This is a genomic window from Paenibacillus beijingensis, assembly GCF_000961095.1.
Classification (GTDB): domain Bacteria; phylum Bacillota; class Bacilli; order Paenibacillales; family Paenibacillaceae; genus Paenibacillus_O; species Paenibacillus_O beijingensis.
In genome coordinates, this window is the sequence record NZ_CP011058.1 from 2,629,789 (window position 1) to 2,647,025 (window position 17,237).

General features: G+C 54.5%; 18 protein-coding genes. 13 read left to right on the forward strand and 5 right to left on the reverse strand.

Going from position 1 to position 17,237, the window contains the following annotated elements; all coding sequences use genetic code 11:
- Nucleotides 1-34: 34 nt before the first annotated feature.
- The 13 genes from VN24_RS11930 to VN24_RS11990 all read left to right on the forward strand — a co-directional run bounded on the left by VN24_RS11930 (nt 35) and on the right by VN24_RS11990 (nt 12,933).
- Nucleotides 35-1,036, forward strand: a complete 1,002-nt coding sequence (locus VN24_RS11930; RefSeq protein ID WP_045670591.1) for a Gfo/Idh/MocA family protein — start codon at nt 35-37, stop codon at nt 1,034-1,036.
- 451 nt (nt 1,037-1,487) lie between these two features.
- Nucleotides 1,488-2,528 carry a Gfo/Idh/MocA family protein gene (locus tag VN24_RS11935; protein ID WP_045670592.1) on the forward strand — a complete coding sequence of 347 codons (1,041 nt, stop codon included), beginning with the start codon at nt 1,488-1,490 and terminating at the stop codon, nt 2,526-2,528.
- A complete protein-coding gene (locus VN24_RS11940; RefSeq protein ID WP_045670593.1) occupies nt 2,512-3,660 on the forward strand; it encodes an N-acetylglucosamine-6-phosphate deacetylase in 1,149 nt (382 codons plus the stop codon). The genes VN24_RS11935 and VN24_RS11940 overlap by 17 nt, the downstream gene beginning before the upstream one ends.
- 23 nt (nt 3,661-3,683) lie before the next feature.
- Nucleotides 3,684-4,457 (forward strand): glucosamine-6-phosphate deaminase, encoded by a 774-nt coding sequence (locus VN24_RS11945; RefSeq protein ID WP_045670594.1) that lies wholly within the window; start codon nt 3,684-3,686, stop codon nt 4,455-4,457.
- Between the two features lie 166 nt (nt 4,458-4,623).
- The gene (locus VN24_RS11950) at nt 4,624-5,556 is read left to right on the forward strand and encodes a DMT family transporter (protein ID WP_202967420.1); all 933 of its coding nucleotides are present in this window, start codon (nt 4,624-4,626) and stop codon (nt 5,554-5,556) included.
- A gap of 75 nt (nt 5,557-5,631) precedes the next feature.
- Entirely contained in the window at nt 5,632-5,868 is a 237-nt protein-coding gene (locus VN24_RS11955) for a DUF6953 family protein (RefSeq protein ID WP_045670596.1), read from the forward strand.
- Nucleotides 5,869-6,050: 182 nt separating this feature from the next.
- Nucleotides 6,051-6,587, forward strand: a complete 537-nt coding sequence (locus VN24_RS11960; protein WP_045670597.1) for a glycerol-3-phosphate responsive antiterminator — start codon at nt 6,051-6,053, stop codon at nt 6,585-6,587.
- Nucleotides 6,588-6,765: 178 nt separating this feature from the next.
- Nucleotides 6,766-7,563, forward strand: a complete 798-nt coding sequence (locus VN24_RS11965; RefSeq protein ID WP_045673223.1) for an HAD-IIA family hydrolase — start codon at nt 6,766-6,768, stop codon at nt 7,561-7,563.
- A 36-nt stretch (nt 7,564-7,599) separates the two neighbouring features.
- Nucleotides 7,600-8,436, forward strand: a complete 837-nt coding sequence (locus VN24_RS11970) for a metallophosphoesterase family protein (RefSeq protein WP_045670598.1) — start codon at nt 7,600-7,602, stop codon at nt 8,434-8,436.
- A gap of 37 nt (nt 8,437-8,473) precedes the next feature.
- Complete coding sequence (locus tag VN24_RS11975; protein ID WP_045670599.1) at nt 8,474-9,544, forward strand: ABC transporter ATP-binding protein; 1,071 nt, start codon at nt 8,474-8,476, stop codon at nt 9,542-9,544.
- The gene (locus VN24_RS11980; RefSeq protein ID WP_045670600.1) at nt 9,541-10,413 is read left to right on the forward strand and encodes a carbohydrate ABC transporter permease; all 873 of its coding nucleotides are present in this window, start codon (nt 9,541-9,543) and stop codon (nt 10,411-10,413) included. Before VN24_RS11975 ends, VN24_RS11980 begins: the two co-directional genes overlap by 4 nt.
- Nucleotides 10,414-10,713: 300 nt before the next feature.
- On the forward strand, nt 10,714-11,541 hold the full coding sequence (locus tag VN24_RS11985) for a carbohydrate ABC transporter permease (protein ID WP_045670601.1): 828 nt from the start codon (nt 10,714-10,716) through the stop codon (nt 11,539-11,541).
- 66 nt (nt 11,542-11,607) lie between these two features.
- Entirely contained in the window at nt 11,608-12,933 is a 1,326-nt protein-coding gene (locus VN24_RS11990) for an ABC transporter substrate-binding protein (RefSeq protein WP_045670602.1), read from the forward strand.
- Nucleotides 12,934-13,477: 544 nt separating this feature from the next.
- On the opposite strand, the gene VN24_RS27695 is transcribed toward VN24_RS11990, so the two are convergent.
- The 5 genes from VN24_RS27695 to VN24_RS12010 form a co-directional block, all read right to left on the reverse strand.
- Nucleotides 13,478-13,642: a hypothetical protein gene (locus tag VN24_RS27695; RefSeq protein WP_158453670.1), complete on the reverse strand. Its 165-nt coding sequence runs from the start codon at nt 13,640-13,642 to the stop codon at nt 13,478-13,480.
- A 15-nt stretch (nt 13,643-13,657) separates the two neighbouring features.
- Nucleotides 13,658-14,719, reverse strand: coding sequence for a zinc-binding dehydrogenase (locus VN24_RS26315; RefSeq protein ID WP_052702911.1), 1,062 nt, complete (start codon nt 14,717-14,719; stop codon nt 13,658-13,660).
- Between the two features lie 285 nt (nt 14,720-15,004).
- The gene (locus VN24_RS12000) at nt 15,005-15,691 is read right to left on the reverse strand and encodes a hypothetical protein (RefSeq protein ID WP_052702912.1); all 687 of its coding nucleotides are present in this window, start codon (nt 15,689-15,691) and stop codon (nt 15,005-15,007) included.
- Nucleotides 15,688-16,581, reverse strand: coding sequence for an ABC transporter ATP-binding protein (locus VN24_RS12005; protein WP_193790111.1), 894 nt, complete (start codon nt 16,579-16,581; stop codon nt 15,688-15,690). The genes VN24_RS12000 and VN24_RS12005 overlap by 4 nt, the downstream gene beginning before the upstream one ends.
- Before the next feature lie 5 nt (nt 16,582-16,586).
- On the reverse strand, nt 16,587-16,949 hold the full coding sequence (locus tag VN24_RS12010) for a GntR family transcriptional regulator (protein ID WP_045670604.1): 363 nt from the start codon (nt 16,947-16,949) through the stop codon (nt 16,587-16,589).
- Nucleotides 16,950-17,237: the final 288 nt, after the last annotated feature.

A 17,237-nucleotide genomic window follows, 5' to 3' on the forward strand; every position in this document is an offset into this window, starting at 1 on the left:
CGACATTTTTTGCGAAAAGGGGACCATTGCTAAAGTGAATACACGTCAGTTTTCGATTATCGGTTGCCAGCACGCGCATATCGGAATTTTCATTGGCGAGATGCTGGAGCTCGGCTACAGCTGCGCCGGCATTTATGAAGAGGAGAATCATGAGCTAGCCCGGAGCTTCGCGGACAAATTCGGAATTCCGGTCGTCAATGATAAAGAACAATTGCTCTCGGATTCCGTCGAGATCGTCGGGTGCGCATCGATAAACGATGAAAAAATCGGTGTAATTGAAATGTGCGAAAGCCGTGGGAAGCACATCATGCTCGATAAACCGGCGGTCACGAGCGCCGAAGGGCTGGAGCGTTTGAAGGCCGTGATCGGGAGAGGGCGCATTCAAGTCGGCATGCTGCTGACGGAACGGTTTCATCCGGCTATTTACACGCTGAAGCAGCAGATCAAGCAGGGCGTGCTTGGCGATATTGTCACGATCGGGATGCGGAAGCCGCACCGTTTGGACGCGGCAAAGCGGCCGGCGTGGTTTTTTTCGAAACGGCAGTCGGGCGGCATCCTGATCGATCTGCTCGTGCACGATTTCGATCTGCTCCGCTGGCTCACCGGCAAAGAAATCGATACGGCGGAAGGGGTGGTGGGAAAAACGATTTTACCCGAGCATCCTTCCTTTTATAACACGGTCAGCCTGCAGGTTGTGATGCAAGAGGGTGTCGTTGCCCAGCTTTATGCCGACTGGCATACGCCGCAGAAGAGCTGGACGTGGGGAGACGGCCGCATCTTCGTTACCGGAACGGAAGGATTTGCGGAGTTGAGGCTGTCGGGCGATCCTTTCGTCTCGGAAGACGCATTAATGCTGCAGATTACGAACCGCGAAGCGCCCGCTATCGTTCCTCTCGTTCAGCCTCCTTGTTCGATTACGGCCGATTTTATCCGGCGCATTCAGGGCTTCGATTCCATTCTCACGCACGATGATATTGTGAAAACGTCGGAAGCGGCGGTTGCTGCAGACCAACGGGCGAAGTATGTGAAAAAGTGACCGCTGCGCGGCTGACTTGTGCTTCCGATCGCTGTTGTCCCCGGATTTCTTGGATCGTACCGCATAGCGGTAGAAATCCCGGGACAAAGGCGAACGCTGACACTTCTCCAGTCACAAGTCAGCCGCTCCGCTCTGTTTTTCACGGGGGAGGGAGCAGACGCCGCTGCGCCCGCTTCACGTTTTTGGGGCGGAGAGCAGGGCCACTGCGCGGGAGACGCGCTGGCCGGAAGAATCAAAAGAACTAACCAAGAATGAAATGAACGAATTAGAAAATGAACTGATCAAAGAATGCAACGAAATGATAAAGACTGAAATGAATGAACTTATAAAGATTGAACTTATAAAGATTGAACTTATAAAGATTGAACTGAATTTGTAAAAAATGAAATGGACTTAAAAAGACTGATGACTTAAAAAGACATATGAACTTATCAAGAAGGGAGCTGCGGCAATGAAAAGCGAAAGAACAACGAAGTTCGCCATCGTCGGATGCGGCGTCATTGCGGAAATTCACGCGGGTGCGATTCATGATATCGAGGAGGCCGAACTGGTCGCCGTTTGCGAGACGGATCCGGTGAAAGGGCGGCAATTTGCCGATAAACACGGCGGCAAATTGTACGGCCGGTTGGAGGAGATGCTGCAGGATAACGAAATCGAGGTCGTTTGCATTTGCACGCCGAGCGGGCTGCACGCGGAGCAGACGATCTTGGCCGCAAGAGCGGGAAAGCACGTGCTGGTCGAAAAGCCGATGGCGATTCTGCTGGATGATGCGCATCTGATGATCCGCGAATACCGGGAACATAAAGTGTTACTAGGCACGATTTTTCCAAGAAGAATGTCGCCGGCAGCTCAATTTTTAAAGAAATGGATCGCGGACGGCGGGCTCGGCAAGTTGAGTCTGTGCGATGCATACGTGAAAATTTTCCGCAGCCAGCAGTATTACGACAGCGCCGGCTGGAGAGGAACGTGGGCATTCGACGGCGGCGGGGCGATGATGAATCAGGGAATTCATACGGTCGATCTGCTGCAATGGCTCGTCGGTCCGGTAAAGACGATCTACGGACGCGCGAACACGCTGCTGAGACAAATCGAGGTAGAGGATACGGCTGTGTCGCTGCTCGGCTTCCACAATGGGGCGATGGGCGTGCTGGAGATTACGACGACTGCATTTCCGGATTTCGGCCAACGGGTGGAGATCCACGGGGAAAGAGGCTCTGTTATTTATAAAGAGGACAGCATTGAATTGTTGAAGGTCGATGGGGAAGAAGTGCAAATTCCGGCGTTTGAACCGTTCAATGTCATCCCGGACGGACACCGCATTCAAATCCGAGACATGGCTTTAGCCGTGCAGGAAAATCGCGAGCCGATCGTTCCAGGTGAAGAAGGAATCCATGCGCTGGAAATCATTCTTGGCACCTACGAATCTTCCAAGCGACAAAGCGAAGTCGTGCTGAACGGCAAAAGCGGTGATCTGTATGAGACTTCGAGGTAAACGGTTCGACACCGGTGAGCCGGTTGAAGTGGAGCTGCATAACCGTTTGATCGCTTCGGTCAAACCGGCACTGCCGGAAGCGGATCTTCCATGGATATCCCCCGGCTGGATCGATCTGCAGGTCAACGGATTTAACGGATTCGACTTTAACGGCGAAACGACGTCGGTTCAGGATGTCGTCGGGGTTACGGAATCGCTGTATGAAAAAGGCGTCACCCGCTATTTGCCGACGGTCATAACCGGCAGCTTCGAGCGGATCAAGCAGGCGATGGCGACGATCTCGCAGGCGTGCGAACGTCATGCTTCCATCAACCGGGCGGTCATCGGCATACATCTGGAAGGGCCGTATGTTTCCGGCGAAGACGGCCCCCGAGGAGCGCATGACAAAGACTACGTCCGGGACCCGGACTGGAATGAGTTTATGGAATGGCAGGAGGCGTCGGGACACCGGATCCGGCTCGTTACCGTTGCGCCGGAAAGAGAAGGCGCGATTTCGTTTATTGAAAAGCTGACGGAAGCCGGTATTGCGGTCAGCATCGGTCATACATGCGCTTCGCGGGAAGAGCTGGATACCGCCGCTGCCGCGGGAGCGGCGTGCTCCACGCATCTGGGGAACGGCGCGCATCCCCGTCTGCCGAGACATCCGAATTATATTTGGAATCAGCTCGCGGACGACCGGTTGTGGGGCACCTTTATTGCCGACGGCCACCATTTAAGTCCGGATGTCCTGAAGGCGATGCTGCGGGCGAAGCGGAATAAATTTATATTGGTCAGCGATAGTGTGAAGTTCGGCGGCATGGCGCCGGGCCGGTATTCCAGCGTGATCGGAGATCAGGTCGAGCTCCATCCCAGCGGCCGGCTTACGCCGATCGACAACCCGCTTATTTTGGCGGGTTCGGCGCAGGCTTTGGATGTCGGCGTCGCCAATGCGATCCGGATTGCCGGCATTTCATTGAAGGAAGCGGTTGAAGCCGTTACGCAACGTCCCGCAAGCGTGCTTCGTTTGCCTGACCAGGGGTGGCTGCAAACGGGTCAGGAGGCGAACTTTACGCTGTTTAACGGCCCCGGCGATCAGGGGGAATTGACAATCGCAATGGTGATCGCGGGCGGGGAAGCGAAATATAAACGATAATTACGATGCAAGGAGGGAGCTGGATGACGATCGTCAGCAAGCCCGAACGGAGTTTCAACGCGGAAAAGCTAAAGGTGCGCGTTTATTCGGACCGGCGCACGTTGGGCGAGACGGCAGCGATAGAGGCGGCGGAAGCGATCCGCAGCCGGTTGAAGGAGAGGGAGGGAGTACGGATCGTGTTTGCGGCGGCTCCATCCCAGAACGAATTTCTGGAACAGTTGTGCCGGGAGAAAGGGATCGACTGGAAACGGGTAACCGCATTCCATATGGACGAATATATCGGATTGCCGCAGCAGTCGCCGCAGCGATTTTCGGAGTTTCTGAAACGGAGTATTTTTGACCGGGTCAATCCCGGGACTGTGCATCTGATCGACGGCGCCGAAGAGGCGGAGGCCGAATGCCGCAGGTACGCCGGGCTGCTGCAGGAAGCTGAAATCGATTTTGTTTTTCTTGGGATCGGAGAGAACGGACATCTGGCTTTTAACGATCCGCCCGTGGCCGATTTTGCCGATCCTTATCCTGTCAAACCGGTGCTGCTGGACGAAGCTTGCCGGCGGCAGCAGGTGAACGACGGCTGTTTCCCGGATTTGGATTCGGTTCCGACGCATGCGCTGACGTTAACGATTCCGATGCTGCTGTCCGCCTCCCGGTTGTTTTGCATGGTGCCGGGGCCGACCAAAAAGCAGGCCGTTCTCGATACATTAACAAGTCCTCTGTCCCCGGCATGTCCGGCAACGATTTTGCGTACGCATCCCGACTGCACTCTTTATGTCGATAAGGACTCGTTTGGGCGTTAAGCGTATCCTCCTCTCTGTTTTGGCAGCGGCAAGAAGATCGGTCTTTCTCTTCGCTGCCTGCCGGAGAGGTTTTTTTGTGGTATAGTGGTGGGGGTACAAGCTGCGAACGGAAAAGATGAATTCACACTCTTCTTACAGAGCGATGAACAAATGGGAGTGTAACATTTTGGCGAAATTGAATAAATCGATTTACTTGATCCCGGTTATGGTCATCATTTCTTGGGGATTAAATGTAGTGATGGTCAAGTTTCTGACTCAAAACATTCAGCCGATGCATGCCGCTGCGATCCGAATGCTTTGCGCCGGCATTGCGCTGCTGCCGTTCGTATGGAAAAAATACGGGTTTTATAAACCTAACGCCAAGCAATGGGGTCTGCTGCTGCTGATCGGGCTTTGCATGATCGCCCTTCATCAGGCGCTACTCGCCTATGGAGTCGTGTCGACGTCGGCCGCCAACGCGTCGCTCATTCTCGGCTTGAATCCGCTGACGACCGCGCTGCTTGCATCCATTTTCATTGGCGAAACGTTTACGCTGAAGCTGTTTGCCGGGATTCTGCTCGGATTTTCCGGCGTCGTTCTCGTCGTCCTGAACGGATCGGACCCTTCGGTCGGTTTTTCGGGTTCGGGAGATTTCATTATGGTGCTGTCGATGCTGGCTTATGTGGCCGGAGGGCTGTTCATCAAAAAGATTACGGCCACCTCGATCCCGACGCTAGTGGTGACCGCTTACTCCACGCTGATCGGCGCCGTGCTGCTCAATATCGGGACGGTCGTCTACTTCGGGCCGGCGTCGTATGCGGGGCAACATTTTTCGCCCGCGATTTGGACGGTCATGCTGCTGTCGGCCTGGGTGGCCACTTCGCTCGGCACGCTCGGCTGGAGCTACAGCATCAAGATGCTCGGTGTGAGCCGCACCGCCATGTTTTTGAACGGCCTGCCGTTTACGAGCATGATTGGAGGCTATCTGTTTTTGCACGAGAAGCTCGGCTGGATTCACGCGGCCGCTTTTATCCTGACGACGCTCGGTATTATAATCGGGACGGTGAAGTTCCGCAGGCTAAATGCAGCCACTGTAAAGGGGCGCTCCGTTAATTCCTGACGGGCGGGATCATTCCGGCAGCGGCCCCGAGGCAGCGACTGCATATTCAAATGAAAATTCAGAGGTGCTGACCGCATGGAAACGACGGCGCAACAGGTTGCCGAATGGATGATCGAAGAAATTAAATTCAAGGGCAATCTTTATCAAAGCGATGCGATCGACTACGTAAGAGCTCATTTCGGGGAGCAGTTTGTGTTTGTGAATGAAAACGGCAACGCCTCGCTTTCCAAAGAGGTGAAGAAAGCGTTCCGCAAGCTGCACCGCGGCAAAGTCGCATGGGACCGAGACGGCTTTTTTTGGGCATGGACGTAATGTCAGATTGGCTCAATCCGTTCGGACAGATCTTCAAATTCCGCCTGTCGGGCGCATTTGGAGATCTTTTTTTTACCCAAACCTCCCAATTTTAATCTAAGCTTTACATAAAGTTGATACCGGGCTAATAAACGAGAGGTAGACTTGCCTTGTAGCAAAGCAGTTGAAAAGAGGTAGCTAAGGTGAACGATTATCCGGTGATTGCATCCATTACGGAAGAACGCCAAGTCGAAAAAGCGGCTGCATGCGGAGTCCGAAGAGTCAATCTGATGACGGGCACCATCAATAACTTAGGACAGATTGTCGGGCGGCTGCACGATTCCGGCAAGCAGGTTTTCGTCCACGTCGAAATGGTCGGCGGAATCGGAAGAGACGCTGCGGCCATCCAGTATTTAGCGAATGCGTTCAAAATCGACGGCATCATTACAACGAAGAGCAACGCCGTCGCTACGGCCAAGCAGGTCGGGATTTCAAGCATCCAGCGGGTATTCGCGATCGATTCCGCCGCGGTGGAAACGGCGCTCCGCATGATCAAATCGTGCGGTCCCGACGAAGTGGAGCTGATGCCCGGTTTAATGCCGAGGATCATCCGCGAGATGAAGATGAAGATTAAACAGCCTCTCATTGTCGGCGGGCTCATCCGCCATGATGACGAAATCAAGGCTGCGCTTGAAAGCGGCGCGGATTACGTGTCCATCGGCAACGACTATTTCTGGTAATATCTTCAACTTTTATAACAGGCCATCCGGGTGGAGACGATGAGAAAACCCAGCGGTCAGCAAAATCACCTTCCTCTTCTTTGTTATGACAGAGGCAAGGGGTTTTCTGGAGCTGGTTTTTTTGCGCGGAACAAAAGTAGGGCAATTGGTAAAGAAGGAGAACGCATTTAAAGTGAACATGACATCTTTTGACGCTTATTGCTTTGATTTGGACGGAACGATCTTCGTCGGCGATACGCTCCTTGCAGATGTGCAGCAAACGATATCGGAACTACGCGGGCGGGGAAAGAAGATTTTGTTTCTGACGAATACATCCGTCCAGACGCGTCAGGATTGTCAGAAGCGGCTCGCGCGGATGAAGCTCTTCTGCAGCATCGAGGAGATCTTAACGGCATTATATGTGACGGGATTATATTTCAAGGAAAATGTTCCGCACGCCAGATTGCTGCTGCTGGGCGAGGCGGCAATGGAAGAGGAACTGCGGCAGTTTGAACTGCAGACAACCGACGATCCGCTCGATGCGACTCATGTTCTGGTCGGCATGGACCGCCACTTTACGTATGACAAGCTGAAGCGCGGGATGACGGCCATTCGCGGCGGGGCGAAGCTCGTTGCCGTCAATCCCGATCCGGTATGCCCGGTTCCGGGAGGCTTCATTCCGGATACGTGGCCGATCGTGAAGGCGCTTGAAGCAGCCGGCGGCGTGAGGGCGCATCTGGTCATCGGCAAGCCGTCGGTCAACATGGCGAAGCTGGCGCTGCGCCGGCTCGGAGTTTCGGGCGGCAGGTGTTTGATGGTGGGCGACCGCCTCGATACGGACGTGCTGATGGGTCTGAACGGCGGCATGCAGACGGCGCTTGTACTGACCGGCGTCGCGGCAAAGGAAGATATCGTCCGAATGGACATTACGCCTCATTATGTCATTGATACATTGGCTGAACTGATCGCGCCGAAACCGGCGGTAACGCTCGAATGACGAAAGTTAAAACCTTTTTCAAGGAGGAGAACGGATATGAAATTGATGGTGATGGGGGATTTTCATTATTCGTGTATGGCGGAAGGCACGGAGGAAATGCGCGCGGCGCGGGATTATGCATACTCCCGGATGCTTGCCGGCTTCTTCCAACACGAGGCCGATTACTACATCTCGCTCGGGGATTTCACGAATGAAGGTGTTCCGGAGGAGTTCGAGGATCTGTACGCGCGAATCGGCAATCATGGGGGCCGCTTTGTTCATGTGCTAGGCAACCACGATACGTACTCCATTCCGAAAGCCGATATTTTGGCGATTACCGGACAGAAGCGTTATCACGCCATTAATACGCCGGACGCGATGCTGATTTTTCTCGATACGACCAAAGAAATGAATAAGGAAGATTGGGGCGGGGAAATCGACGGCGTGCAGCTGGAATGGCTGCGGGAGATGCTGCGCCAGTCGGGAGAAAAGCCGGCCTTCGTATTCGCCCATCACCCGGTATACGACACGACCGCCCGTTCCACGATCGATAAGCTGTCCGTTCATCCTTCGATCGACCTCAAGTCGGTTCTGAATACAAAGCAAGGCGAAGGTTTTTATTTCTGCGGCCATAATCATACCCATTCGATCGTCCGGCAGGACCGGTGGCATTATGTTCAGACGGCCGCCTGCCTCGACATTCCCGCATTCCGCACGGTCGAGATGCAGGATGGACAAGTCCGGATCGGACTGCTGCCCATTGAAGAGGATCTGCTGACCGATCATATTTCCAGGTTTCACAAGAAGATGCGGGGCTTTCAGCCTTTCCCGGAAGCGCTTGGCACGGAGACCGATTGGTCGCTCACCGTCGATCTGCTGAAGCCGGCGCAATAACGTTAGAGCAGCTGAAACGAACAAAGGGGTGACGAAGATGGCACAAATCACATTGAAACAGGTGGAGAAAAGCTTTGGCAAGGACCACGTCGTCCGCAGCTTAGACCTGACGATCGAGGACGGCTCGTTTACGGTGCTGGTCGGTCCTTCCGGATGCGGCAAGTCCACAACGCTGCGGATGATCGCCGGGCTGGAAAAACAGACCGCGGGCGAAATTTGGATCGGCGACCGCTGCGTGAACGGGGTTGAACCGGGAAAGCGCAACGTGGCGATGGTGTTTCAGAACTATGCGCTGTACCCGATGATGACCGTGAAAGAAAATATCGAGTTCGGGCTGAAAAACCGCAAGGTGCCGAAGGCGGAAAGAGAACGGCTCATCGCGGATATTACGGAAATCGTCGGGCTGAGCAGCTATTTGCACAAAAAACCGCAGTCCCTGTCCGGCGGGCAGCGGCAGCGGGTGGCGCTGGCGCGGGCGATGGTCAAGAAGCCCGACGTCTTCCTGATGGACGAGCCGCTGTCCAATCTGGACGCGAAGCTCAGAAGCCAGATGCGGGCTGAGCTCATTCAGCTGCACAAACGGATCGGGACGACCTTTATTTACGTCACCCACGATCAGGTGGAGGCGATGTCGATGGGCGATCGGATCATCATTATGAACGGCGGCATAGTGCAGCAGTCCGACAGTCCGATGGATATTTACAACGATCCCGCCAACCGGTTTACGGCGGAATTCATCGGCTCGCCGCCGATGAACATGCTCAGCTGCGCCGCCCTGGGGGGAGGACGGACCGGTTCGGAGCCGGCATACGTCGGTTTCCGGCCCGAGAAGGCCATCATTGAGGACGGAAAGAAGCCGGGCTGCCTCAATTTGAAAGCCCGGATCGTTACACGGGAGACGCTTGGCGCCGAAATCATCTACCAGCTGCAGTCAAGCGCCGGCAATTTCCATGTGAAAAGCTTTTTAAAGCCGCTTGAGCTGGCAACGGATGTAACGGTATCGGTTCCGTATGAAGATTTGTATTACTTTGACGGTGACGGGCGCCGGAACCGGGAAGCGGAGGAGCACACCGCGCCCGAGCTGGCGGCGGGAGGCATGTTCGGATGATGCGATGGTCCAGCCTCCGTCCTTATGTTATGGTTGCGCCGGCGCTTACCGTTTTTTCGATCTTTTTCATCTATCCGATCTTTTACATGATTTATTTGAGCTTTCATTCCTGGGACTTTATCAGTCCGGACAAGAACTTCATCGGCCTCGGCAACTTCGAGGAGCTGTTCGACAGCCGGGAGTTTATGCAGGTGCTCAGCAATTCATTTCAGTACATGCTGCTGACGGTGTCGCTGACTACGATCCTTTCGCTGCTGCTGGCGCTGTGGCTGAACCGGAAGGGCATGATCTACGGCTTTGTACAGGGCGCGATTTTCAGTCCGCACATCATTTCGCTCGTATCGGTATCGCTCGTATGGATGTGGCTGATGGACCCGAGGTTCGGGCTGCTCAACTGGATTTTCGATACGGTCGGGCTGCCCCGGTCGGAGTGGCTCACCAATCCGAAGAGCGCGCTCTTTTCCCTTGTGGTTGTAGCCGTCTGGAAAGGACTCGGCTTCAATACGCTCGTGTTTATCGCCGGTCTGCAGAGCATTCCGCCTTATCTGTACGAGGCGGCCGCGCTCGACGACTCGCCTCGGCTTACAACCCTTTACCGGATCACGCTGCCCGCGCTGTCGCCGACCTTGTTCTTTCTGACGATCATCAACATGATCGGCTCGTTCCAGGTGTTTGAGACGATCGCGATTATGACGCAGGGCGGACCGGTGAACTCAACGAATACGCTCGTCTTTTACATTTATCAGTACGGGTTCAAATTTTTCAAAATCGGCTATGCTTCCGCAGCGGGCGTCGTGCTGCTTGTCGCCGTCGGCGTGCTGACGCTGCTCTATTTCAAGCTGCTGAGCCGGAAAGTGCATTACCGGTAGGCGTGAAAAAGGGCGCTGCGCGGGCGGGTTTGATGCAACCGAATCGCCTCCGTCCCCGGATTCTTGGGTTCGATAACCCCTGACAAGGTTAGAATCCGGGGCTTCCTTTTACTCAGGAAGTTACCTGACAAACCTATGGAACCATCTTTCAACGGGAGGAACCAAACCTAAACGTTTTCCTGAGCGAGCGGGATAGTATCCAAAAGACCGTAAAAACAAGTGTTGTTACGCTCTATAATTTGTTTCCTAAAAAAGGGACGCTGCGCAGCTTGATGGGTCTATTCCAGAAAGGAGGCAACTATGACACTTGCCAAAACCGCTTCAAAATGGCTGAATACACTCTGTTTGGCAATCCTGGTCGCGATGTTCGTCATTCCGTTCGTATGGATGATTTCGACTTCGGTCAAATCGTACGGCGAGACGGTGATTTTCCCGCCGAAGTGGATTCCGGACCAGATCCATTGGGAAAATTTCTCGAAGGCTTGGAACTCCGGGCCGTTCCTGAACTATTTCATGAACAGTCTCATCGTATCCGTCGGCATTTTGCTGCTGCAGCTTGTGACGTGCGTCTCGGCGGCCTATGCGTTTGCAAGGTACCGTTTCCGGGGAAGCCGGGTGCTGTTCGGCCTGACGATGGTCACGCTGATGATTCCTTCCCAGCTTATCTTTTTGCCGGTGTACCTGCTGCTCAGCAAATGGGGCATGCTGAACTCGCTTCTCGGTCTTATTCTTCCGTTCTCCTCCAGCGCCTTCGGCATCTTTTTGCTGCGGCAGTCCTTCATGCAGGCGCAGGAGGAACTGCTCGAAGCGGCACGGCTGGACGACGCCACGGAATGGAAAATCATTTACCGGATCATGATTCCGCTCGCGCGGCCGACGCTGGTAACTTTTGCCCTGTTCAGCTTTATCGCTCACTGGAACGATTATTTCTGGCCGCTTGTCATGACGACCACCGATGCGGCCAGGACGCTTCCGATCGGCATTACTAAGTTAAGGGAGGTGGAAGGCGGCACGGCTTGGCACATTTTGATGGCCGGAAATATGATTCTGGTGATCCCGATTTTAATCGTCTTCTTTTTCGCACAGCGGCAAATCATTAAAGCGTTCGTTTATTCGGGGGTTAAGTAAGTTCATCATTAACGATGTGAAACATTAACGATCTATTAACGATCTAATGGGAGGGTTCATTTTTTCATGAAAAAAATCGGTTCCATTGCTGCGCTTTTGTCGATCTCGCTGCTCGCCGCTTGCGGCTCCGGCGCGAATTCGGAAACAGGTTCCCAGACTGGCGGCGAAGCCGCTTCCGCTTCGACCGGTCAAGCTGCGGGCGAGAAGAAAAAAATCGAGCTGACCTACTGGTATTCCTGGGGCGACAAAATCGGCGAAAACAACGAAAACCTCGTGAAAATGTTCAACGAATCGCAGGATGAAATCGTTGTAAAGGCGGAGTATCAAGGCAGCTACGATGAGCAGAACGCCAAAGCGCAGGCCGCCTTCGCCGCGGGGAACGCACCGGATGTATGGCAAAATGAAATTTCGTTTATCGGCGTCTTTGCCCAGTCCGGCATGACTCAGGATTTAACGGCGTTCGCCGAGAAGGACAAGCTTGACCTGAACGATTTCAATCCCGGTCTGATGGGCAATTCGTATGTGGACGGCAAGCTGTACGGGCTGCCTTATCTGCGCAGTACGCCGCTTTTGTATTTCAACAAGACGCTGCTTAAGGAAGCGGGGCTTGATCCGAACGGACCGAAAAACTGGCAGGAATTCGAGGATTACGCACGCAAGCTGACCGTGAAGGATAAGCGGGTCGGCATCACCCTGCCGCCGGACATCTGGTTCTATGAAGCGTTTGTCGCGCAAGGCGGCGGCAAGATGATCAGCGAAGACGGCAAAAAAGCGGAGTTTAACTCTGCGGCCGGCATCGACCCTCTCAAATTGTGGCTCAAGATGAAGAACGAAGGCATTATCAGCATGCCGACGACCGACGACAAGGGCGCTCTGGCCAAGACCGATTTCCAAAACCAGCGCTCGGCGATGCTGTTCTCCTCTACAGCCGATTTGACGAAGCAGATGCAAGTGGCCCAGGAGAACGGTTTCGAGCTCGGCGCCGCCTTTATGCCGGCGGGCAAGCAGTACGGCGTGCCGACCGGCGGCTGCAACCTCGTTATGTCCGCCAAGCTGCCGCAGGAGAAGCAGGAAGCGGCCTGGAAATTCATCAAATGGATGACGGAAAAAGAGCAAACGATCTACGCCAGCTCCTATACCGGCTACTTGCCGAGCCGCCTGTCGGCCGTGGACAGCGACGAAATGAAAAAGCTGTATGAGGAAAAACCGCTGTTCAAAATCGCCGTGGACCAGCTGCAGTATGGCCGTCCGCGTCCGATGCTGAAGGTATATCCGGAAATCGCGAAAAACATCGTCGACGAAATTTCGCGCGCGGTTGTCGATCCTTCCGTTACGGCCGAAGCGGCGCTTGGCGAAGCGGCAAGCAAAGCCGATAAGCTTCTGAACCAATAACGGTTCCGCAGCAGACTTCATAAAGAGGCTGTCCCACTAGTGTTCGCATGAATGAACAAGTCCCAAATTTGACTTAAAAAAGGACCTCCAGTCCCGCCGGCAAAGCGGAGTTGGAGGTCCTGCCTGTTTGGAGTTGGAGGTCCTGCCTCTCTATACCTGCGAATGTGCAGTTATTATCGGTCGAAATCGCATGTCGAGAGGAAATACCTGCGATCGTACAGGTATTCGAAGCTTTATTGACTGAACGTGAGATTGGGCCGGCAAAAAAAGTATTATTGCAGGAATTTTTACGTTGTCGATAAACAAAAAGAAAATTGATGTACGAATGCATGTATTTCAAAAATTACTTCTCGGTTATCTACAATCCCGATCCCTGAATCGCGCTTCGCTGAAGCTCGTACCGCACGACATGTTTGCCTTTCGCTCCGGCTGCCTCGGGCTACGGTCCGATTAAAGCATCGTCATTTCTTCGCTGTACCGCCGCAGCCATTGCCGGAAACCGGTGTCATAGGCTTGCGGCTACGCTCTCGATTCGCGTTTCTGGTCAAAATACCGGCCGGTGACGGAATCTAGCCCGGACACATTTCGTATGGTTTCTGCCGTGCAGCAGCACGGTGGCGCCCTTTTGCGCCAGGCCGATGGCAGTCTGCTTGCCGGTCCCGTCCGTCGATCCCGTAACCATAATGACTTGATCTTCAATCGCTTTCATCGCATATCCCCCAAGCTACGGCTGCAAAATGCAGTATTCGAGCCCGCGGAATTCGGCGGCGCTTGCAATCGCTTCATTAATTTGCCCGAGCCGGTACGTTTGCGGACGAAAAGCAGCCAGATTCAGGAGGCCGGACTCGATCATGCGGACAATGTCCGCCGGTGCGGAGCTTGGATACATGGACGAGCCTCTAATGTTGAGCTCCTTCACGAGCGTCGTCAAGTAAGACAGCGGTACATCGGTCGTAAAGCCGCCGACAAATACGGCCGTTCCGCGCTGTTTGAGCAGGGACAATCCGGTCTCCAGCAGAGTCGGATCGTCGATCAGCCCTACCGCATCGATCAAGGCATCGACCTCTTCGATCCGCTTCGCGAGCGCCTCCCGGTAATCTTCCGTCTGCACTGGAAGCTGGACGCCGGCGATCCGCTTTGGATCAAGCTCGGTCAATGACTGCAGCACGGACGCATTCCGGCCTACCGCGTAAATGCGGGCTGCACCCATCGCCATCGCCACGAGCACGGATGCGGTACCTAAATTGCCGGTGGCGCCGTTGATCAGGACGGATTGTCCGGGCTTAAACTCCGCGCGCAGCAAAGCGCCGTAAGCGATGCATAAATAATACATACACGCCAGCTGCGCGTTATCGTAGCCGCCGATTGAGTCAATCGGGGTAATGCATTCCACCGGATAGACGGTCTTCTCTGCAAAAGTGCCTTCTTTCCATTGGTTAAGCAGATCGCCGCAATTCGCCGTCATCCCGATCCAGCCTTTTAAAATGCGCTCCGGGCTTTCAGCGTTGTTTCGGGAGACGATAAGTGGGCTGCAGAACACTTTCTGCCCGACCGCTAAACCGGTAACGTCGTCCGCAGTGGCTTCCACGGTTCCAATGGCGCAAAGGCCGGGTGTGTACGGCGTCGGAAGCGGGAACGGAAACTGCCCTCCGACGACAAGATGGGTGAACGATAGCACATGCGTCGCCAATACGCGCACACGAACGCTGGAGGGCATCAGCATGGGAGGAGAGACTTCGATGACCTCTAGCGGCGATCCTGTTTGATGCAAAACGGCTGTTTTCAAAGCGTAGTTCCTCCTTCACGATTGGATTGAAGCGCGGCGGCTGAATCCGTGCACGGGTATATAAGCAGGCAATCCTCTCATGCAGCGGTTGCCTTTTTGCCGCACTTTTAGGTTAGCCGATATTTCGGATCCTAAGAAGGAGGGCGTTTGTAGCCACATCGTCAATCGTAGTATTGGCACTACCAGGTTCATACGAGCGAAGCGGCATTAACGTCCGGCGCTGCTGTTGGCCAAAGCGATAAAAAAACCGTCCGGGAATTCCGGACGGCTTGCCGCACTGGATCATCAAACGGTGGAGCGCCGAAGCAGCATATAGGACAAAAGGAAGTAGACGGCGGTGAGCGGCGTCAGCCATAAAACAAGTTCGAAGGCGGTGCGGGCGCCGAGCCAGTCGAAGACGTCGATCCACCATCTGTTCCGCGTCAAGATGAGCGACAGACAAGAGCCGAGGGCGATAATGGCAGCGAAGAAGATCAACAGGCTGTTGCGGCCGAAGCGCCGAAACATGCTTGCAATGACAAATCCGACAAAAAACAGGTGCAGCAGCAGGAGCAGATGGACCCCCAGCTCCACGAGCGCATTGCCGGCGCTCAAATACGGCAGGTTGAAAAAATACAGATCGACGCCCCAATGATTCGTCCATTTATCCTCGGCAATCGAAAGGATCGTCATCAGAAGGGAGGTGGCAAGCCCCATCAGCGCAACCGCCGCCGCCGTCCCCCAAAAGTAATCGGTGCGGCGAACGCTTAAACCAAGCGCGAAGGGAAACGTCTGCGGCAGTACAATCATCCCGGCGACGAGCACATAGATATGAACCGACGTGAGTCCGCCTGTATATAACGGCTCTTCAAGGAAAGCGCCGACGATCAGATTGACCACAAAGCTGATTGATACGACAAAGGACGGAACGAAAAACCATGTCCACTTGTCCCTCAGATGCATCTTGATGACGCTGGCTGTTTTGTTCATCATGCATTCGTCTCCTTTCTGCCGGAATTGCTCTTCGTCAGTTGGACGACCAACTGCTGCAGCGTGACCGGGACCAGGTTCAAACCGAGCTTTTCCGCCTGCTGCCGAACCGTACCATCCAGGACGCCCATAAACGTCGCCGTAACGAGCGGACCGAATGTGCTCTGGTCGAGCGCGGTCCTGCCGGCCGCAAACGTCTCGACCGATGCCGCCGTACCGGCGATGCTGTACGCCCGGCCGCGCAGCGCTTCGGCTTCTTCGTCGATCATGATACGGCCGTTGTCGATGACGATGATGTGTTCGAGAATGCGGCTTACCTCGTCGATCAGATGGGTGGATAGAACGACCGTCCGCGGATGCTCCGCATAATCCTCGATCATACGGTCATAAAACAAGCTTCGCGCCACCGCGTCGAGGCCGAGGTAGGGCTCGTCGAAGATCGTCAGCGGCGCCCGGCTGGCCAATCCGACGATGATGCCGACGGAGGACAGCATTCCGCGGGAGAGCTGCTTCATCCGCCGTTTCAGCGGGAGCCGGAAATCTTCCAGCAGTGCACCGGCGTACTCCCGGTCCCAGTTCGGGAAGAACGTCTCCGCCATTGCCAGCACGTCGACAATGCGGAAGGTGTCGGGATATTTCTGGCTTTCCTTAATAAAACAAATCTGTTCGAGCACCCGATTGTTCTCGTAAGGCGCTTCCCCGAACACCTTCACCTTCCCTTCCGAGGCGAACAGCTGCGCCGTAATAATATGCATGATTGTCGTTTTTCCAGCGCCGTTCCGGCCGAGCAGTCCGTAAATTTTGTCCGCTTCGATGTTGAAGCTGACATCGTCGAGCGCTTTGACGCTGCCGTACATTTTGGTCAGCCTGCTCACTTCAACCGCGTTCCCCATCTCCCTCATCCTTTCCTTCGGATCATGTCCATCAATTGTTCCGCCGTAATGCCCAGCTTCTCCGCTTCCCGGATCATCGTCACGACATACTGCTCGTAAAACTGCTCTTTCCGTTTCTCCATCAGCTTCGCTCGCGCCCCTTCCGCCACAAACATCCCAACTCCCCGCTTCTTATACAAAATGCCTTGGTCAACGAGCAAATTTACGCCTTTCGCCGCCGTCGCCGGGTTGATCTGGTAAAGGGATGCAAACTGATTTGTGGATGGAACCTGCGCTTCTTCCTGCAGTGCCCCTTCAATGATGCCGTCCTCGATTCGCTCCGCGATCTGTACGAAAATCGGACGGCTTTCATCCATGTCAAACCCCATTTCTTCACCACCAAACTGGTTAATTACTCATGTAACTAACCATATAAGATAATGGAGCATCTGTCAACACCCGAACTGCAAAATGGGCGGTCAGCGTTCGGAGAACGGTCGCTGCACCGGACTCGGCTCGAAGGCGGCAGGAAGCAAGCTATTTGTACCGTACGGGCGGACAGAGGAGGCGAATGGGTGAGGCGGACGTTTTTCCATTCATACGAATCCGGCAGCAGGAAGCGGCTCGGCGCTTTTTCGCGCCCGGTCTGCACCGAAATGGCAGCCGCACGTACAATA

Coding starts and splice junctions, on each gene's coding strand:
- VN24_RS11980 (WP_045670600.1), top strand. CDS start 9,541: ATGATGCGATGGTCCAGCCTCCGTCCTTATGTTATGGTTGCGCCGGCG.
- VN24_RS11970 (WP_045670598.1), top strand. CDS start 7,600: ATGAAATTGATGGTGATGGGGGATTTTCATTATTCGTGTATGGCGGAA.
- VN24_RS11935 (WP_045670592.1), top strand. CDS start 1,488: ATGAAAAGCGAAAGAACAACGAAGTTCGCCATCGTCGGATGCGGCGTC.
- VN24_RS27695 (WP_158453670.1), bottom strand. CDS start 13,642: ATGAAAGCGATTGAAGATCAAGTCATTATGGTTACGGGATCGACGGAC.
- VN24_RS11955 (WP_045670596.1), top strand. CDS start 5,632: ATGGAAACGACGGCGCAACAGGTTGCCGAATGGATGATCGAAGAAATT.
- VN24_RS11990 (WP_045670602.1), top strand. CDS start 11,608: ATGAAAAAAATCGGTTCCATTGCTGCGCTTTTGTCGATCTCGCTGCTC.
- VN24_RS12000 (WP_052702912.1), bottom strand. CDS start 15,691: ATGATGAACAAAACAGCCAGCGTCATCAAGATGCATCTGAGGGACAAG.
- VN24_RS11940 (WP_045670593.1), top strand. CDS start 2,512: ATGAGACTTCGAGGTAAACGGTTCGACACCGGTGAGCCGGTTGAAGTG.
- VN24_RS11945 (WP_045670594.1), top strand. CDS start 3,684: ATGACGATCGTCAGCAAGCCCGAACGGAGTTTCAACGCGGAAAAGCTA.
- VN24_RS11975 (WP_045670599.1), top strand. CDS start 8,474: ATGGCACAAATCACATTGAAACAGGTGGAGAAAAGCTTTGGCAAGGAC.
- VN24_RS11985 (WP_045670601.1), top strand. CDS start 10,714: ATGACACTTGCCAAAACCGCTTCAAAATGGCTGAATACACTCTGTTTG.
- VN24_RS12010 (WP_045670604.1), bottom strand. CDS start 16,949: ATGGGGTTTGACATGGATGAAAGCCGTCCGATTTTCGTACAGATCGCG.
- VN24_RS12005 (WP_193790111.1), bottom strand. CDS start 16,581: ATGGGGAACGCGGTTGAAGTGAGCAGGCTGACCAAAATGTACGGCAGC.
- VN24_RS11965 (WP_045673223.1), top strand. CDS start 6,766: ATGACATCTTTTGACGCTTATTGCTTTGATTTGGACGGAACGATCTTC.